The sequence below is a fragment of the Arenimonas sp. genome, assembly GCF_047602345.1.
Classification (GTDB): Bacteria; Pseudomonadota; Gammaproteobacteria; order Xanthomonadales; family Xanthomonadaceae; genus Arenimonas.
On sequence record NZ_JASGHN010000008.1, the window covers coordinates 166,233 to 183,858 of the forward strand.

Sequence of the window (17,626 nt, forward strand, 5' to 3'; positions counted from 1 at the left end):
GTACAAGGAAACTCCATGGCTCGCGGTATCAACAAGGTCATTCTCGTCGGCAACCTCGGCAACGATCCCGAAGTGCGTTACAGCCAGAGCGGCTCGACGATCACCACGATCAGCGTCGCCACCAGCGAGAGCTGGAAGGACAAGAACGGCGAACAGCAGGAACGCACCGAATGGCACCGGGTGAAGTTCTTCGGTCGCCTGGCGGAGATCGCCGGCGAGTACCTGAAGAAAGGTCGCCAGGTCTACATCGAAGGTTCGCTGCGTACCGAGAAGTACACCGACAAGAGCGGCGTCGAGAAATACAGTACCGACATCATCGCCAACGAGATGCAGATGCTCGGCGGTGTCGGCGGCGGCGAAGGCGGCGAACGCCCACAGCGCAGCGGTGGTGGTGGCGGTGGTTCGCGCGGCGGCTATTCCAGTGGCGGCGATCGCGGCGGCCCCTCGCGCGGCGGCAACACACCCCCGCCCAGCCGAAACGACGAGCCGTTCCCGGACGACGACATTCCGTTCTGATCCCTCGCCCGACGGTTTCGAGTCAAACAGAAAGCCCGCTCCGATGCGGGCTTCTTGTTGTGGCGAAGATTCGCCGGCCTGTCGCTGGGTCGCTACTCGGCGAGTGAAACAGCAAGCGCACCGCAAGCCGAGTTTCCGCTCGGCGGCACCCAGCCGGGATCGAAGATCCAACGTAGGCCTACCGGCGTCGCAAGGGCCGCATTGTGATTGTGGCCGGCATCGGGCGTGAACTGCGCGTGCCAGCAAAGCATCGGTGGTGCATGGGCTCGCACGCGATCCAGCGCAGAACGAAAGGCGCGCGTCATCTTCTCGTTTTCCGCCGTGCCCAGGCTGAGGAACAGGCGTGCATCGGTTCGTGGTTGCGAAACCAGGAAACGATCGAAGCGCGACACCATAGCATCGTCGTCGCGCCACAGCGCCGGGCTGTTGGCGAGATAGCCGCGAAACAGGTCAGGGGCGGCGCTCAGCGCGTAGAGCACGAACAGGCCGCCGCGCGAGTAGCCCGCCAGCATCCGCGCATCGTTCGCGCGGTAGCGTCGTTCGATATCGGGAATGAGATCGGAGCGCAGGAACGCCAGGAAGCGATCGCCCTGGCCGAAGGCGCTACCCGGCGTGTCAAGATCCTGCCGCATTCCCGGCGGCGTGTAGTCGCGTTGCCGATGTTCCGCGCTTACGCTCGGAATCCCGACCACGATCGCTTCCGGCATCGCGCCTATGCGGGCCATCAGCGCCGAGGAGTCAGCGGTATGCGCGTCCTGCGCTCCGCCGTCGAGCACGTAGACGACGGGGTAGCGCCGCTTCGGTTCGCGTTGATAGGAATCCGGCAGATGCACGCGATACGGGCGCGATTCGCCGAGTGCCGAGGAGGCGACGTGCGCTTCGATCGCATCGGAGGTTTCATCTTCGTCGCCCAGCAAGTACAGGCAGGCCAAGGCGCCGCCCGCCGCTGCGAGCGCCATCGCCAGCGGCAATAAAAACAGCCATCGTTTCATGATCGGTTCCGTCGGCAGGTGGCGCAGAGCCTGCGGGCCCGACGAAGTTGCAACAAGCGGCCTGCGACGAAAGCTCCTCCGCAGCCGACGAGACCCACCGGTGGCGACGCGAGCGCCCGCCGCGTACTAGGCACGCTCAGGGCGTGCGCGCGTGACGATCCGAAATCAGTCGGGCGAGAATGCTGACGGCGATTTCATGCGGCGTCTGCGCACCGATGTCCAGGCCGATAGGCGCTTCCAGATGGGCGAAGCTCGCGTCGAACCCCGGGACAGCCGCCCGCACCGTGGCGATGCGCTTGCGGCTGCCCATCATTCCGACGAAGGAGGGCGGCGAATGCGCCAGCGCTTCCAGGGTCCGTACGTCCGCATGGAAATCGCGGTTGAGCAGCACCGCCTGTACGCGTCGCTGCGTGCGCAGGGCGTCGGCGAGCTTCGAATAGTCGGAGCCGAGAAGCGTCGCCTGCGGAAGCCGCGCGGCATCGAGGCGTTCGCCTTCGGCATCGAACAGCCAGACGTCGAAATCGAGCGGCGTCGCCAGTTCGCATAACGCCTGTCCGCAATGGCCGGCGCCGACGATCAGCAGGCGGTCGTCGGGGCGCAGGACTTCACGAGCCTCTTCGTCGCCGAATTCGTCGCCGCCCAGTTCGAGCTCCATGCCGCTGGCCAACGAGTTCGCGATCGCACGCGCGCGCTCGAGCGCCTCGGCCCCCTGCCAGCAGCGAAGCCCGATGCGCATGCGGCCGCCGCAAACGCCGGCGGCGTCGGGACCGCCGCCCAGGTCGATATCGACGATCTCGGATTCGCCCGCGCCGGCGAGCAAGGCGCGCGCCGCAGCCAGCACCCGCGCTTCGGCCAGGCCGCCTCCGACGCTAGCGTCGCTGTCCTGCGCGCCGATCAGCATGCGCGCGCCACGCTTGCGTGGCGTGGCGCCGCGCGTTTCCAGCACACTGGCCAGCACGACCGCTTCATGTTCCAGGCGCACGGCCAGGCGCGCGAACAGGCGTTCGTTCAAGCGGCGCTCCCGTCGGTGCGCATGCGTTCGATGGCGGCGTGGATGGCTTCGGGCGTCGATGGGCTGGCCAGCTCCACGCGATCGGACGACGGAGAAAAAGCGGCGACGGCATCGCGTATCGCTTCGCGCACGCTCAAGGCCAGCATCAGCGGCGGTTCGCCGACCGCCTTGCTGTGGAAGATCACCTCGGTCGTCGGCGGCGAGGACCGTTCGAACAGGGAAACCCGGAAATCTTCCGGCACTTCGCCCACCGTCGGAATCTTGTACGTGCTGGGAGCATCGGTGAGCAGACGACCGGATGCATCCCAGCGCAGCTCTTCGCAGGTCAGCCAGCCCAGGCCTTGTACGAAGCCACCCTCGATCTGACCACGATCGATCGCCTCGATCAGCGAACGTCCGACATCGTGCAACACGTCCACGCGACGAAGCTGGTGGATGCCGGTATAGCCGCAGACTTCGACCTCGCTGACGGCAGCGCCGAACGCGTAGTAGTAGAAAGGATGGCCATGGCCCGCCGCCGGATCCCAGCTCAGGCCGGGCGTGCGGTAGAAGCCGGTCGCCGACAGGCTGATGCGCGCGGCATAGGCCGCCGCGGCGAGTTCGGCGAAGCCGATCCGGCGTTGCGGAGCGTCGCGAACCTGCGCGTGGTCGTCCGCGAATACGATGTCTTCCGCCGTCGCGTCGAGTTTTTGCGCCGCCACCGGCGCCAGCCGCGCGAGCAGTGTCTCGCAGGCGGCCTTCACCGCCTGGCCGTTCAGGTCGGAGCCGCTGCTCGCCGCCGTCGCCGACGTATTCGGCACTTTGTCGGTGCTGGTCACCATCACGCGGATACGATCGATCGACACGCCGAGCACGCGACTGGCCACGACGAGCATCTTGCTGTGCAGGCCCTGGCCCATCTCGGTGCCGCCGTGGTTCAGCTGCACGCTGCCGTCGGTGTAGACATGCACCAGTGCGCCGGCCTGGTTGTAGTCGACCTTGTTGAAGGAGATGCCGAACTTCACCGGCGTGATCGCCAGGCCGCGCTTGGCCTGCGCGCTCGTCTCATTGAAGCGCCGCAACCGCTCGCGGCGTGCGGCGAAGTCGCTGTCGCGCAGCAATTGCGACCACAACTGCGGCAGGTGGTTGTCGACCACGGGCTGGCCGTAGGGTGTCTGGTTGCGATCCGGAGTTTCGCCCGCGCGATAGAGATTGCGTTCGCGCACCGTCTCGGGCGGCACGCCGAGCGCGCGGGCCACGCGGTCGAGGATCTCTTCGCCGACCAGCATTCCCTGCGGGCCGCCGAAGCCGCGGAACGCGGTATTCGAGGCGAGGTTGGTCTTGCAGATGCGGCCGACGATGCGCACGTCCGGCAGGTAATAGGCGTTGTCCACGTGCACCATCGCGCGCATCAGCACCGGCGGCGACAGATCGCAGCTCCAGCCGCCGTCCGAGTAGAGTTCGACGCGCAAGGCGAGCAGCCGGCCCTCGTCATCGAAGCCGACGCGGTAACGGCCGAGGAAGGGATGGCGTTTGCCGGTCAGCTGCATGTCGAGCGAGCGCGGCAATTTCACCCGGACCGGTCGCCCGGTGCGTTGCGCGGCCAGCGCAGCGATCGCGGCGAAGGCATTGGCCTGCGTCTCCTTGCCGCCGAATCCGCCGCCCATGCGCAGGCTACGGCAGACCACGCGATGCGCGGGCAGGCCGAGCACGCGCGCGACGATGATCTGCGTTTCGGTCGGGTGCTGGGTGGAAGAGACCACCTGTACGAACCCTTCCGAATCCACCTGCGCCCAGCTCGCCTGTGTCTCCAGGTAGAAGTGATCCTGGCCGCCGCAACGAACTTCGCCGGCGAGCTGTCGCGGCGCGCGCGCCAGCGCGGCCTCGGCGTCGCCGCGGGCGACCTGCGCCGGCGCCTGGTGGAAGCTGTCGGCGGCGATCGCCGCATCGATGTCGAGCAGGGCCGGCAGCGGTTCGTATTCGGCACGCACGGCCTTCGCCGCCGCCTGCGCCTGCGCCTCGGTGTCGGCGACGACCCAGGCGATGGCCTGGCCGTGGTATCGCACGGTATCGGCCGGCATCAGCGGTTCGTCGTGCAGGATGGGCCCGGTGTCGTTCTCGCCGGGAACGTCCGCCGCGGTCAACACCGCGTGCACGCCGGGCATCGCCTGCGCAGCCGCACAATCGATGCGTAGCAGGCGTGCATGCGCGTGCGGTGCCTGCACCGGATACAGGCTCAGCATGCCGACCGAGGGATATTGCTCGTCGGTGAATACGGCGCGGCCTGTGACGTGACCGACGGCGCTTTCGTGCACGGCGTGCCGGTCGAAGCGGGTCATGCGCAGCGCTCCGCGACGAAACGCGCGAACAGATTCGCGCAAAGCGCACGCCGATAGTCGGCGCTGGCGCGATGGTCGCTGATCGGCGTGAACGCATCGCGCAGGCGCACACCTGCTTCGACGAGGGTATCCGCATCGAGCCTGCGGCCCTGCAGCCAGTCTTCGACCGCGTGTGCGCGCAGCGGCACGGCCGCGACGCCACCGAAAGCCAGGCGGGCATGGTCGACGAGCCCCTGCCCGTTGAAGCCGAGGATGAAGGCTGCGACGACGATGCTGATGTCGTCGGTCTGGCGCTTGGCGACCTTGTAGCCGGCATTGCGTCGCGAGCCAGGCGATTGCATGTCTACCGCCATGACCAGCTCGTCGTCTGCGCGCGCGGTGCGGCGATAGTCGAGGAAAAAATCGGCGGCCGGCACCGAGCGGGCGCCGCGCGGGCCGCGCAGATGGACGAGGGCATCCAATGCCAGCAACGCGGGCAACAGATCGCCGATCGGCGAGGCCGAACCGAGATTTCCGCCCAGCGTCGCGCGATTTCGCACCTGACGACCGGCAAACCAGTGGAGAAGATCATCGAGCAGCGGGATTCGGCCGTGCAGCTCGCGTTCGATCCGGCTCAGCGGAACGCCTGCTCCGATACGCACACGGGATTCTTCGACCTGCAATGCCTGCAGTTCGGCGATGCGATCGAGCGCGATCAATACCGGCGCCACCGATTGGTGGCGGCTGAGGCCGACGCCGAGATCGGTACCACCTGCGATCCAGGCCGACTGCGGGTGTCGCGTCTTCAGCGTGATCGCTTCATCGACGCTGGCGGGACTGTGGTAGTCGGGCAGGGCGGTAGAGGCAGGCAGCTGCCTGGGCGCGGCTTTTGCGACGTCGAAACGGTCCGGCGCCGGTGGCGACTGCGCCAGGCGCCGTGCGGCTGCCCGGATGGGTCGATAGCCGGTGCAGCGGCAGAGATTGCCTTCGATCGCGGCGTCGCCCAGTTCGCCCTCATGACCGCCGACGAACAGGCTCATGACGAAACCCGGCGTGCAGTAACCGCATTGCGATCCGGCGCATTCGATCATCGCCTGCTGCACGGGATGCAGCGTCTCGCCATCGGCCAGCGCTTCGACCGTGTAGATCTCGCGACCCGGCAGGAAGCCCAGCGGCAACAGGCAGCTGTTCACGGCGTGGTAGCGACTGCGCCCGTCGGCATCGGCTTCCAGCAGCGCGACCGTGCAGGCACCGCAGTCGCCGTCGCCGCAGCCTTCCTTGGTGCCGCCGAGCCGGCGCTGCTGCAGCCAGCGCAGCAGGGACTGGCGGGGATCGACGCCTTCGAGCGGGACGGATTCGCCGTTGAGGCGGAAGCAGGGCGCGTTCGACATCGCCATAGACTAGCAGGCTCCCGGAGACGGCCTAACTTTGCGCCCGTGCCGGCTTCGGGCAGACTCTAGGCAACCCCAGACCCTGCAGGCTGCCATGACTGCGACCGCATCCGCCGAACGCCCCGATGCCAGCTTCTTGCGTGGCCTGCCCAAGGCCGAACTGCATCTGCACATCGAAGGCTCGCTCGAGCCGGAACTGATGTTCGCGCTGGCCGAGCGCAACGGCATCGCGCTGCCGTATTCCTCGGTGGACGAACTGCGTCGCGCTTACGATTTCAGCAACCTGCAGAGTTTCCTCGACATCTACTACGCCGGTGCGAGCGTGCTGCGCACCGAGCAGGATTTCCACGACATGGCCTGGGCCTATTTCCAGCGCGCCCATGCCGACAACGTCATCCATGCCGAGCTGTTCTTCGATCCGCAGACCCATACCGCACGCGGCGTCGCCTTCGAGACCGTCATCGCCGGCCTGGACAGCGCCCTGCAGCGGGCGCGCAGCGAATTCGGCATGGGCGCGGAATTGATCATGTGCTTCCTGCGCCATCTCAGCGAGGCCGAAGCCTTCGAGACGCTGGAACAGGCCGAACCGCACCTGGGCAAGTTCATCGGCGTGGGGCTGGATTCGAGCGAAGTCGGACATCCGCCGGAAAAATTCCGCCAGGTGTTCGCGCGCGCCGGACAGCTGGGCCTGCACCGCGTCGCGCACGCCGGCGAGGAAGGGCCGCCGGCCTATATCTGGAGCGCGCTCGACGAACTGCACGCCGAACGCATCGATCACGGCGTGCAGGCGCCCAAGGATGCGACACTGATGCAGCGCCTGGTGGCCGAGCGCATCCCGCTGACCGTCTGTCCCTTGTCCAACCAGAAGCTGTGCGTGTTTCCCGATCTTCGCCAGCACAGCCTGCCGCAATTGCTCGACGCCGGCGTGGTGGCCACGTTGAACTCGGACGATCCGGCCTATTTCGGCGGTTACATGAACCAGAACTTCGTCGAGACCTTCGATGCGCTGGGGCTCGGTCGCGAGCAGGCGATCACGCTGGCGCGCAACAGCTTCGAGGCCAGCTTCGCCGATGCCGCGCACAGGCGCCGCTATTTCGATCGCTTGCAGGAATACGTCGCCCAGTCGGGAGCGCAATAAGGCCATGGGCAAGCTGAGCACGCACGTCCTCGATACGGCGAATGGCCGTCCGGCCGCCGGCGTATCCATCGCGCTGTATCGTTGCGAAGGCGAAGGCCGACATTCGCTCGGGCGCTACGTCACCAATGCCGATGGCCGTTGCGATGCGCCGCTGCTCGAAGGCGCGGCACTGCAGGCCGGCAGCTACGAGCTGGATTTCGCCATCGGCGACTATTTCGCCGCCGCCGGCGTGGCTCAACCTGAACCGGCTTTCCTCGGCGTGGTCACGGTGCGCATCGGCATCGCCGATCCCGGCGCGAGCCACCACGTGCCCTTGCTCGTATCGCCCTACGGCTACAGCACCTATCGGGGTAGCTGAGTGACTCCCTATCTGGTGGATGTCGCGGCTTTCGCGCTGCGCTGGTTGCATGTCATCGCGGCGATCGCCTGGATCGGCGAATCCTTCTACTTCGTGATGCTGGACCGTTCCCTCAAGCCGGGCGCGAACGAGCCCGAAACCAACGAGGTCGGCGAATCCTGGTCGGTGCATGGCGGTGGCTTCTACCACAAGCGCAAGTTCATGCCGGCGCCGGCGCGCTTGCCGGCCGAGCTGCACTGGTCGAAATGGAAGTCGTACACGACCTGGCTGTCGGGCTTCGCGTTGCTGTCCGTGTTGTACCTGGCTTCGCCGCGCCTGTACCTGATCGATCCGGCCGTGGCGGCGCTGACGCCGACGCAGGCGGTCATGTTCGCGCTTGCCTTCCTGGCCGCCAGCTGGCTGGTTTACGACGGGCTGTGCCGGGCGATCGGATTCCGCGACGGCTGGCTGGGTGCGGCGGTCGCCGCCCAGGTGTTGGCGATGTGTTACGTGGCCACGCATACCTTCGCTGGTGGCGCGGCCTTCCTGCTGGTCGGCGCAGGCCTGGCGACGATCATGTCGGCGAACGTGTTCTTCGTGATCATTCCCGGGCAGAAGCGCATGGTCGCGGCGCTCGCGCGCGGCGAGGCCCCGGACCCGCTCGCCGGCCTGCGCGGCAAGCAGCGTTCGGTGCACAACACCTACTTCACCTTGCCGGTGGTGTTCGCGATGCTGGGCAACCATTTCGCCATCGCGCATGCGGGCGAACATGCCTGGCTGGTATTGGCGGTGTTCATGGCCGGCGGCGCCCTGATCCGGCAGTACTTCGTGTTATGGCATTCCGGTCAGCGGGCCTGGTGGCTGCTGGCGGTTGGCGGCTTCGCCTTGTGCGCCGCATTCTATTGGCTCGCACCGCGGCCCACGCCGGCGACCGCGCCCGTCGCGACGCCGGCATCCACGGTGGCGACGGATAGCGCCGATGCGCCGGGAAGCTCCGTCGCGGCGCCAACGCCGGCCACGACGGCAGCCAATCTTCCCGCGCACGCGGATGTTTCCACCGCCGGCATCGTGGACATCCTCGCCCGACGTTGCGGTGCCTGCCATTCGGCACAACCGAGCCTGATGGCGAGTGCGCCCAAGGGCGCACTGTTCGATACGCCGGAACAAATCGAGCTGCGTGCGGCGCTGATTTACACGCAGACTGTCCGGACGCGGGCGATGCCGCCAGGCAACATCACCCAGATCAGCGACGAGGAACGCGCGGCCATCGCGCGCTGGTACGAAGCGCGTTCGGAGCAGGCCGGCGACTAGCGTGGCGACAGCGGCTCGATCGTCCAGGGCTCGGGCAGGTCGATCTCGTCGCAGTTCGGCGCCGTGCCGGAACGGTCCACCACGAGGAAGTCGCTCTCGCGCTCCAGCGCCAGCAAGGGGTGGTGCCAGGTGCCGCGACGGAAGTTCACGCCCTGTCCGGCGCGGGCGAAGAAAGCGCGCGGCGGCGACTGCGGCGATTCCGCGACGACCACGAGATAGGGTGCGGTGCCCAACGGCATGAAGGCCTGGCTGCCGAGCGGATGACGCTCCAATTGCGAAACGACGAAGGGCAGTGCGCGCGGCTGCGCCCGGAACAGGCTGATCACGGCAGCACCGTCATCGCCGGCGATGTCGACGCGGGCGAGAGCATGGAAGCGTTGTGCGGTTCCGGCATTGATCTCGTACACGGTTTCCGCATTGCCCGGTTCGAGCACGTCGCCGAAAGGCGCGAAGGCCTCGCGGTCCAGGGGTTCGATGACGAGCCGGGGCATCGCCGTGCTCAGGCCGGTCGGCCGCGCAACCGCAGCCGCGAAACGCCGCCGTCGGGGAAGATGTTCAGGCGCACGTGCGTGACCGGGCCATGCGCGCGGATCTGTTCGCGGAAGTAGTGCTGCAGATCCATCTGCAGCGTCTGTTCGGGCAACAGCAGCGGCCAGTTCTCGGCCTGCGCGACCAGGGCCTGCAAGTCGCCCGATGGCGAATGCGCCGCCTGCAGGCTGCAGCGGGCCGGGTAGTTGCCCTTGAAGTGCGCGGTGTCGACTTCGATCGCCTCGATCACGCCAGGCCCCGCCAGGGCGAGCAGGCACCAGTCGTGCCCAGGTTCGCGACGCCGCCGCGTCTCCCAGCCGTCGCCCATGTCGACGCCGCGACCAGGCAGCAACAGGTTGCCGACGCGACCGAAATGTTCGTCGTTGGCGATCAGCGCGACGGCGCCATTGAGCGCGCTGGCCAAGTCGACCAGACCATCGTCGTCACGGCGCGCCGGATCGAACTCCGGTCGTCCGTACAGGCGCAGACGCGCCACCCCGCCATCCGGGTAGATGTTCAGGCGCACGTGCGAAACCGGGCGAGCGCCGTCGAGCGCGTGGTAGTGATGGCTGTTGCCCTGCAAGGGCACGCGCGGCAGCAGTTCGAACCATTCGGTAGCCGCACCCGGGTCGCCATCGCGCAGATAGCAACCTTCCAGCGATGCGCCCGGCGGGTAGTTGCCGGTGAAATGCCGGGTGTCGAAATCGACGCCATGCAGGCGCCCGGGCCGCGCCAGGCGCACGATGCACCAGTCGTGCCCCGGCACGCGTTTGCGCCGGCTCTCCCAGCCATCCATCCACTTGCCGTTGTCGTCGTACTTGTCCGGGATGAACACCGGCTCTCGCGCATCGAGCATGCGCTCCATCGGCGCGAAGAAATCGTCGCTGGTCGCCAATGCCAGCGCGCCCAGGCGCGCGTTCGCGAGGTTGACGCATTCGCGGGTGAAATCCGGGGCTTCGTCTTGGGGCCGCATGCCTTTCCTTATTCGTCTTCAGTGTTCGACCAGTGCGTCCAGGCGCAGCCGGGCGATGCGTTCGATTTGCCGCAGCGCTTCCGCCACCTCGGTCTCGGGCGCGCGGCCGAGGCGGTTCCGCATCTGCTCGATGATGCCGGCGCGCGTATGTTCGCGTACGGCGATGATGAAGGGAAAGCCGAAGCGTTCGTCGTAGGCGGCATTCAGCGCGGTCAGGTCCGCCAGTTCGTCGGCGCTGCACTGGTCGAGGCCGGCACCGATCTGTTCGCGCTGCGAATCGGCGCTGAGACCCGCGCGCAGCGCGGCCCGGTCGGCCAGGCGCGGATGCGCGCGGATCAGCGTCATCTGCGCTTGCTTGTCGCTGTCGGCCACCACCGCGCACATCGCCGCATGCAGCGCATCCGTATCCGCGAACGGCCGCGCGTCCCAGGCCCGTTCGGCCACCCAGGGCGAATGTTCGAAGATCGCACCCAGCGCAGTGCGGAAGGCGGCGCGGTCCATGCGATTGAGTTCGCCCAGGGTCATGCCGGAGGATGTCGTTGGCGCCAATGCCGGGCGATGTCGATGCGCCGGCAGGTCCAGACCCTGTCGTGCGCGGCGACATGGTCCAGGAAACGTTGCAGCGCCCGGAAACGGCCCGGTCGTCCCAGCAGCCGGGCGTGCATGCCGATCGACAGCATGCGCGGTGTCTCTTCCCCCTCGGCGTAGAGCACGTCGAAACTGTCGCGCAGGTACGCGAAGAACTGCTCGCTGCTATTGAAGCCCTGTGCGCTGGCAAAGCGCATGTCGTTGGCGTCCAGCGTGTAGGGAACGACCAGGTGCGGCCGTTCGCTGCCATCGCTCGTGCGCACGCGTGTCCAGAACGGCAGCTCGTCGCCGTAGTAGTCGGAGTCGTATTCGAAGCCGCCGTGTTCGACCACCAGTCGCCGCGTATTCGGGCTGTCACGCCCGGTATACCAGCCCAACGGCGCCGCGCCGGTCAGCTCGCGATGCACCTGCACGGCACGGGCGACGTGTTCGCGCTCTATCTCTTCCGGCACCTGCTGGTAGCTGATCCATCGCCAGCCGTGCGATGCGATTTCATGTCCGAGCTCGACGCAGGCACGCGTCAACTCGGGGTTGCGCTGCATCGCCATCGCTACGCCGAACACGGTCAGCGGCAGGCCGCGGCGTTCGAACTCGCGCAGGATCCGCCAGGCGCCGACGCGCGTGCCGTATTCGTAGATCGACTCCATGCTCAGGTGCCGGTCCGGGAAGCTGGCGGCGCCGATGATCTCCGACAGGAAGGTCTCGCTGCCGGCGTCGCCATGCAGCACGCAGTTCTCCGCGCCTTCCTCGAGGTTCAGCACGAACTGCACCGCGATCCGTGCCTGGCCCGGCCAATCGGCCCGGGGCGGGTGGCGGCCGTAACCGGCGAGGTCGCGGGGGTAGTCGGACGTGGAAGGCATGCGTCGCAGTGTGTCGAATCGTCGCGACCCATGGCAAGCGGCGCGGCCGCAGCCCGCGCATCGCGGGACTCAGCCGACGCCGGGGCGCGCGCGGAACAGTCGCGCCGGTAGCGAAGCGATCATCGCCCGTTCGTCCGCCTGCAGCGCGCGACGCCAGAGCCAGAGCATCAGGCCCACGGCGCCCGTCGCATACAACACCACGGCGGTCGGAGCCATGTACCAGCGCGAGACGATGACCCAGGGTTCGACCCATTGCGCCACGGCCATCGTCGCGCCGGTGACGACGGCGATGGGCAGGGCGAAAGGCTGCAGCACCGCCAGTACGCGCGCCCACGACAGTCCGAGCGAACGGAACAGCCACCAGGCGAACAGCGAATTGCCCAGCAGGCAGGCCAGCAAGGTACCGAGCGCGGCGCCTTCCTTGCCGTAGGCGTGGATCAACAGGAAGGAGCAGGGCACGTTGACGAGCATCGCGCCGAAGGCGCGCGCGAATTCCAGTCGGGCGCGCCCCTGCGCCTGCGCCGTCATCGACAGGGGCATGATCAGCACGGTGCTGATCACGGCCAGCGCGAGCAGGGCGAAGGTCGTGGCGGCGTGATAACCGATCTGGCCGATCCAGGCGAACAGGCCGATCGGCGCGACGGCGAGGGGCAGGAGCAGGAAAACGCCGCTACCGAATACGGTCAGGCGCAGCATGCGCAGCAAGTCGGCCGACACGTCCTCGTTGCGGCCATGCCGCTCGGTCAAGGTCGGCGCGAAAGCGACGAAAGGCGCGCTCGACACGTTGCCCAGCGCCTGCGCGGAACGGCTGGCGACTTCATAGTGCGCGACTTCGGTCGGCGCGACGACGCCGGAGATCACCAGTTTGTCGAACTGGTACATCACGAAGGTCGAAAGGTCGCTGAACTGCAGTGCGGCGCCAAACCGAAGCATGTCGCTGGCGAGCCGGCGGTCGAGCGTGCGCCGGGAAAAGCGCCAGGGCATGCGTCGACGCGTCCAGGCGGCGGCGAACAGCTGCACCGCGACGATGGCGACGGCGTTGGAAAGAATGACGAGATCGAGCCGTCGCGTGGTCCAGGCCACGGTCCAGATCACGGCGGCGCCTACGACCGATTGCAGCAGGGCGAAGCCCGAATGCACGGCCATGCGGCGCGCCGCGAGCATCGGCGCGATCGTGCAGCGAAGCAGGGCCATCGTCGCGACGGTCGCGTAGATGACGAGGATGCATTGGCCGGGCGTCAGCAACGCCGTCATCGGCAGTTGCAGCCAGGCCGCCAGCGGTTCGCTGACGAAATACAGCGGTATTCCCACGCCGGCGAACACCAGGGCGGTGCAGGCCAGCGAATTGCTCATGATCGCGCTCAGGCCGTGACCGCCGTTGATCTTCGATTCCGGCATCAGCGACAGCGTGGTCCAGCGCATCACCGCCACGCTCATGCCGAGCTCCAGCGTGCCGAAAGCGAAGGTGCCGCCGAGCAATACGGCCCAGGCGCCGAATTGCAGCAGGCCGAGCGCCGACATCAGGATCGGCAGACCCAATAGTCCGATCGCCATCGCGATCAATCGCGTGCCCAGCACCCAGGCGCCGTTCCAGGCGGCGAGGTCGGCTTCCTTGTGCGCTTCAGGCGGCGACATCATCGCGTCCGCCGCGCATGGCATTCGCCAGCCAGAAGCCGAGGATCAGATTCACCGGAAACAGCTCGGTGATGTTCACGCCCAGGCTGCAGACCAGCAAGGCGATGCCGATCGGTCGCGTCCGCGCGTCGGCACGCAGCGCCAGCGCGAACAGGGAATAGATCAGGACCAGGCCGATCAGACCGATCTGCCAGAACACCGCCGCTGGCATGGAATCGCCGACCGGGCGGTCCGGCATCCGGCCCACGGGGCCGTCCGGTTTGTCGTCCTGTCGTCCCAGCGCATTCGTGCCCAGCCCGAAGCCGCTGCCGAACAACAGCTCGCGCGTCGACAGGTTCTCGGCCGCGTACGTCTGTACGGGCGTAATGCGACCCCAGAGCGAGTCGTGCACGTCTTCGCGACCGGTCAATGTCGGCAAGGCGAACCAGCCGACGATAGCCGCTGGCAAAACGAGCGCCAGCATGAGCGAGCGCGCGCGGGTTCGCAGCGTCGGAAGACTCGTCGCGACGACGGCCGCCGCGAACGCGACCCAGGCCGTGGCCGAGGCGTTGAACAGCAGCAATACCATCAGCGCGGCGGTCGCCAGCCGCAAGGTGCGGCGCGAGTAGCCGCTCCAGCAGAGCATCGTCGTCCAGGCGACGACGGCGAAAGCGCCCAGGGAGATCGGCAGGTTGAAACTGCCGACGACGCGGACGAGATCGTGGTCGAGGAAGCGCGTGGCGTAGATCGGCATGCCGCGCATCAGTTCGATCGCGACCAGCGGCATCTGCGCGAACAAGGTCCAGGCGCAGACACGGGCCAGGCGGCGCAGCAGGCTTTCGTCCAGCCAGGCCATCGAACCCCAGGCGATGACCCAGCTGGCGAAACCGCGCGCACCTGCGACCAGGGCCAGCCATTGCGCACCCGCGGCCGAGGCGATCGCCGAAACCAGGCCGAGCAAGAAGGCGCCGGCATAGGCCCAGGCGAAGGCGCGTGGCGGGCGCGCGCGCAGGATCGAAACCAGCGCGAGCAACAGGAAGGCGAGCAGCAGGAATTCCTTCGCGAGCTTGGTCAGCGTCCACCAGCCCTCGATGCGATGCAACGATGCATGGTGTTGCATCACGAACCAGTAAACGCCGAACGGATCCTCCGTCGCCGGCGCGCGCGCGGCCAGCTGGGCGTTGTCGAACCAGTATTCGTCCGTCTGCAGCCAGCCCACGCGGCGCAGCCAGAACACACTGCCGCCCAGCAGCGAAGCGATACCGACGAGCGGCATCAGCCAATACGCGACGCGCCGCACCGCCGTCAGGTCAGACAAGCGAAGAGGCTTGGGAAGAAGTCGCCGGAGATTCCATCTTCTGGCCTCGGACCAGGTTCAGGTCCAGACGAAGGGAATCGTTTTCTTTGCCGCTTCGCTGGCGGCGGCTGCGGCCTTCTCGCGCTGGCGCTGCAGGTTCTTCGACGGTACGCCGGTGCGGGCGAAGGATTTCTCGCAGTCCTGCGTGGATGGGCCGCGCATATTGCCTTCGAGATAGGCCAGGCCGGGGCAGCGCGTGCAGGTGCTGCCGTGCACGCAGGACGAACAGCCTTCCAGATGCGCGATGCGGATCGCGCGCACCTCCTTCAGCTGCGGCGAGTCGCGCCAGATATCGGCGAACTTCTGCTTGCGCACGTTGCCGACCAGATAGGGGAACTGCACGCACGGGTATACCTCGCCATAGGGCGAGATGTAGACGGCGGTATGGCCGGCGCTGCAGGGCAGGGTCTTGTAGGCCTCTTCCAGCGGGCGCGGGCCTTTAGGCGCCGCCAGCAGGGTTTCGGCCTGGTCGCCCAGCAGGGAATGGTCGTGGAATACGTGTTCCAGCCGTTGCGCATCCATGTTCAAGGACAGGATCGAGCGGTCGCCATCCATCATCGGCGTGATGGTCGCGTCCACCGTGTAACCCATGTCCATTTCCGCCGCCAGCGCCTGCACGTCCTTGTAGTCGTCGGCGTTCTGCTTCATCAGCACGTTGGCCAGCGTGACCTTGATGCCTTCGGCTTTCAGCAGGCGGGCGCCTTCCATCGTGCGCTTGAAGGAGTTCGGCAGCTGGGTGATCTCGTCGTGCACTTCAGCCTTGTGCGAATACAGGCTGATCTGCACGGATTCGACGCCGAGCTCGGCCAGGCGCTTGGCCTTGGCGGGCTTGATCATGACCGCATTCGTCTTCAGCTTCACCGAGAACTGCAGCTTGCGCGCGTATTCGAGGATCTCGAACAGATCCTTGCGCATGAAAATCTCGCCGCCGCTGAAGTTCAGGAAGAAGGTGCCCGAGGCGGCCAACTGGTCGAGCACGCCCTTGATCTCTTCGGCCGTCATCTCGCCATGGTCTTCATGGTCGAGGTAACAATGCACGCAGGTTTCGTTGCAGCGATAAGTCAGGTCGATCTGGGCCCGCAGCGGGATGCCGAGCTGCAGGGCACGCACACCCATCTGCTCCATCAGGCTCATGTCAGCTCTCCGGGGCTGCCGCCGCCTGCGGCGTATCCGATACGCGCAGGATGCCATGTTCCGCTAGGCTGGAGACGAGCTCGCGGGCATCGCGCAAGGCGGTGGCGGCATCCACATCGAAGGCCGAGCAGAGCTGGCTTTCGACGATTTGCTCGAGCGGCGTCACGCCGTCTGCGGCCTGCCAGAGCATGGCCGCGGTTTCGTTCAGGCTGAACAGCGAGGAATTGCGCCCGGACATGATCATCAGCTCGTCGCCGAACTGGCGCGCGGCCACGTCGCTGGACCGGCTGATGTAGAGGGGGGCGCTCATGCTCGTTCGTTTCCGATCAGTTCCCAGACTCGCGTATCCGGCAGGAAGGTCAGCCGGCGTACCGGAACCCGGGACGCCAGCGCGATGGCGGAGTCGAAAATCGCCTTCACCAGCTCAGGATCTTGCGCGAAAAACAGGATGTTCGCCAGCAGGCCGCGGACCGCCTCGGTGGGGCTCAGTTCATCGATCCGGTTCTCCGGTCCCTGGGCCAGCAGGAAGATGCCGGCCAGCGGCGCATTGAGGTTTTCGCCCGGCTTGGCCAGCTCGCCCGCGAAGGGCGTGCCGAAGGCCCGATAGCCGCCGTCGTCATCGCGTCGGATGAAGGACATCTCGTCGGTCAGCAGGTGAGCATCGGCGGGCGCGAGGCGCGAGATCGTCGTCTTGCCCACGCCCGACACGCCGGTGAAGACAAAGGCGCGACCGTTGCGTATGGCGCTGGAGGCATGCATCAGCATGCCGCCTTCGCCGGCGAGCACCAGGGTGATCACGATGCGGATCACCGAGTCCAGCGAAAACGGGCTCAATACCTGGCGGATCCAGCCGCGTCGCGTGCGTGGGTCCCATTCGGCGAGGAAGTCGCCGCGCTGCACGCGCCACAGCTCGCCCTCGCGCGAGACGCGCACCTGTTCGCCCGCGCCATTGCCCGGCGGCACGAGGCTCACGTCGAATTCGTAGTCGGGCCGGTCGACCGATTCGATGAACCCGGCGAAACGTTCGCCGATGACATCGAGATAGGCCTGGGAATCGGTATGCAGGCGCACGTGGATGCCGCCGATGCCGATGTCGGCGTGCAGGTGCAAAGGATTCTGGGTCATGCGGGGGCGGTGATGGTGGATCGGTGCCAGCGCAGGAAAATGCGACGGGCGAGGGCGGAATGGCGCATCAGCCAGCGGCCGAAGCGAGGAGAGGCATGGGGGTCGATATCGCGACCGATGCGCTGTTGACCGATCATCACGCCGAGAAAATCGGCGGTCGGCGTCGGCGGGTCAGGTTGCGGCATGGAATCGCCCTGGGTCAACAACCCCTCTGGCGTCAGCGCCAGCAGACGGTGGGCGAACAGACGGCCGTCGCGTCGCACCAGAACGACGCTGCCCGGCGCGAGCGACTCGGCCGGGCAGGTCTTGAAGAAGAGCACATCGCCGGGAAGCACGGCCGGCAACATGCTGTTGCCGGTGACGCGTAGCCGAAGCTGTCCGAATTCCGACAGGACGTCCTGGGCCAACGCGATGCCGCCCGCGGGCGACGGGGCGGGCGGCAGGGACATGCGA

General features: G+C 67.1%; 18 protein-coding genes. 4 read left to right on the plus strand and 14 right to left on the minus strand.

The window, feature by feature from the left end; translation table 11 throughout:
- The first annotated feature begins 15 nt into the window (after window positions 1-15).
- Window positions 16-516, plus strand: a complete 501-nt coding sequence (gene ssb, locus QM707_RS11515) for a single-stranded DNA-binding protein (protein ID WP_415002010.1) — start codon at window positions 16-18, stop codon at window positions 514-516.
- Between the two features lie 92 nt (window positions 517-608).
- Here ssb and QM707_RS11520 read toward each other — a convergent pair whose 3' ends face one another.
- The 4 genes from QM707_RS11520 to QM707_RS11535 form a co-directional block, all read right to left on the minus strand.
- Window positions 609-1,508, minus strand: coding sequence for an alpha/beta hydrolase (locus tag QM707_RS11520; RefSeq protein ID WP_415002011.1), 900 nt, complete (start codon window positions 1,506-1,508; stop codon window positions 609-611).
- 136 nt (window positions 1,509-1,644) lie between these two features.
- Window positions 1,645-2,520 (minus strand): XdhC family protein, encoded by an 876-nt coding sequence (locus tag QM707_RS11525; protein ID WP_415002012.1) that lies wholly within the window; start codon window positions 2,518-2,520, stop codon window positions 1,645-1,647.
- Window positions 2,517-4,838: a xanthine dehydrogenase molybdopterin binding subunit gene (gene xdhB, locus QM707_RS11530; protein ID WP_415002013.1), complete on the minus strand. Its 2,322-nt coding sequence runs from the start codon at window positions 4,836-4,838 to the stop codon at window positions 2,517-2,519. The genes QM707_RS11525 and xdhB overlap by 4 nt, the downstream gene beginning before the upstream one ends.
- On the minus strand, window positions 4,835-6,214 hold the full coding sequence (locus tag QM707_RS11535) for a xanthine dehydrogenase small subunit (protein ID WP_415002014.1): 1,380 nt from the start codon (window positions 6,212-6,214) through the stop codon (window positions 4,835-4,837). The genes xdhB and QM707_RS11535 overlap by 4 nt, the downstream gene beginning before the upstream one ends.
- Window positions 6,215-6,302: 88 nt before the next feature.
- Here QM707_RS11535 and QM707_RS11540 point away from each other — a divergent pair, with 88 nt between their 5' ends.
- From QM707_RS11540 to QM707_RS11550, 3 genes are read left to right on the plus strand one after another with little or no spacing between them, the layout of a single operon-like run.
- A complete protein-coding gene (locus QM707_RS11540; RefSeq protein WP_415002015.1) occupies window positions 6,303-7,346 on the plus strand; it encodes an adenosine deaminase in 1,044 nt (347 codons plus the stop codon).
- 4 nt (window positions 7,347-7,350) lie between these two features.
- Window positions 7,351-7,704, plus strand: a complete 354-nt coding sequence (gene uraH / locus QM707_RS11545) for a hydroxyisourate hydrolase (protein ID WP_415002016.1) — start codon at window positions 7,351-7,353, stop codon at window positions 7,702-7,704.
- Entirely contained in the window at window positions 7,705-8,994 is a 1,290-nt protein-coding gene (locus tag QM707_RS11550) for a urate hydroxylase PuuD (RefSeq protein ID WP_415002017.1), read from the plus strand.
- Here the strand turns inward: QM707_RS11550 and QM707_RS11555 are convergent.
- From QM707_RS11555 to QM707_RS11600, 10 genes are all read right to left on the minus strand, one after another.
- On the minus strand, window positions 8,991-9,485 hold the full coding sequence (locus tag QM707_RS11555; RefSeq protein ID WP_415002018.1) for an ureidoglycolate lyase: 495 nt from the start codon (window positions 9,483-9,485) through the stop codon (window positions 8,991-8,993). The two genes, QM707_RS11550 and QM707_RS11555, sit on opposite strands and share 4 nt — an antisense overlap.
- 8 nt (window positions 9,486-9,493) lie before the next feature.
- Window positions 9,494-10,495 carry an allantoicase gene (gene alc / locus QM707_RS11560; RefSeq protein ID WP_415002019.1) on the minus strand — a complete coding sequence of 334 codons (1,002 nt, stop codon included), beginning with the start codon at window positions 10,493-10,495 and terminating at the stop codon, window positions 9,494-9,496.
- An 18-nt stretch (window positions 10,496-10,513) separates the two neighbouring features.
- Window positions 10,514-11,020, minus strand: a complete 507-nt coding sequence (gene uraD / locus QM707_RS11565) for a 2-oxo-4-hydroxy-4-carboxy-5-ureidoimidazoline decarboxylase (RefSeq protein ID WP_415002020.1) — start codon at window positions 11,018-11,020, stop codon at window positions 10,514-10,516.
- Window positions 11,017-11,943: an allantoinase PuuE gene (gene puuE, locus QM707_RS11570; RefSeq protein WP_415002021.1), complete on the minus strand. Its 927-nt coding sequence runs from the start codon at window positions 11,941-11,943 to the stop codon at window positions 11,017-11,019. The genes uraD and puuE overlap by 4 nt, the downstream gene beginning before the upstream one ends.
- A 69-nt stretch (window positions 11,944-12,012) precedes the next feature.
- On the minus strand, window positions 12,013-13,578 hold the full coding sequence (locus QM707_RS11575) for a polysaccharide biosynthesis C-terminal domain-containing protein (RefSeq protein ID WP_415002022.1): 1,566 nt from the start codon (window positions 13,576-13,578) through the stop codon (window positions 12,013-12,015).
- A complete protein-coding gene (locus QM707_RS11580; RefSeq protein WP_415002023.1) occupies window positions 13,565-14,875 on the minus strand; it encodes a hypothetical protein in 1,311 nt (436 codons plus the stop codon). The genes QM707_RS11575 and QM707_RS11580 overlap by 14 nt, the downstream gene beginning before the upstream one ends.
- Window positions 14,876-14,932: 57 nt before the next feature.
- Window positions 14,933-16,048 carry a radical SAM/SPASM domain-containing protein gene (locus tag QM707_RS11585; RefSeq protein ID WP_415002024.1) on the minus strand — a complete coding sequence of 372 codons (1,116 nt, stop codon included), beginning with the start codon at window positions 16,046-16,048 and terminating at the stop codon, window positions 14,933-14,935.
- Window position 16,049: 1 nt separating this feature from the next.
- Window positions 16,050-16,358 carry a PqqD family protein gene (locus QM707_RS11590; RefSeq protein WP_415002025.1) on the minus strand — a complete coding sequence of 103 codons (309 nt, stop codon included), beginning with the start codon at window positions 16,356-16,358 and terminating at the stop codon, window positions 16,050-16,052.
- Window positions 16,355-17,173, minus strand: coding sequence for a hypothetical protein (locus QM707_RS11595; protein WP_415002026.1), 819 nt, complete (start codon window positions 17,171-17,173; stop codon window positions 16,355-16,357). The genes QM707_RS11590 and QM707_RS11595 overlap by 4 nt, the downstream gene beginning before the upstream one ends.
- Window positions 17,170-17,622, minus strand: coding sequence for a S24/S26 family peptidase (locus QM707_RS11600; protein ID WP_415002027.1), 453 nt, complete (start codon window positions 17,620-17,622; stop codon window positions 17,170-17,172). Before QM707_RS11600 ends, QM707_RS11595 begins: the two co-directional genes overlap by 4 nt.
- Between the last annotated feature and the right edge of the window lie 4 nt (window positions 17,623-17,626).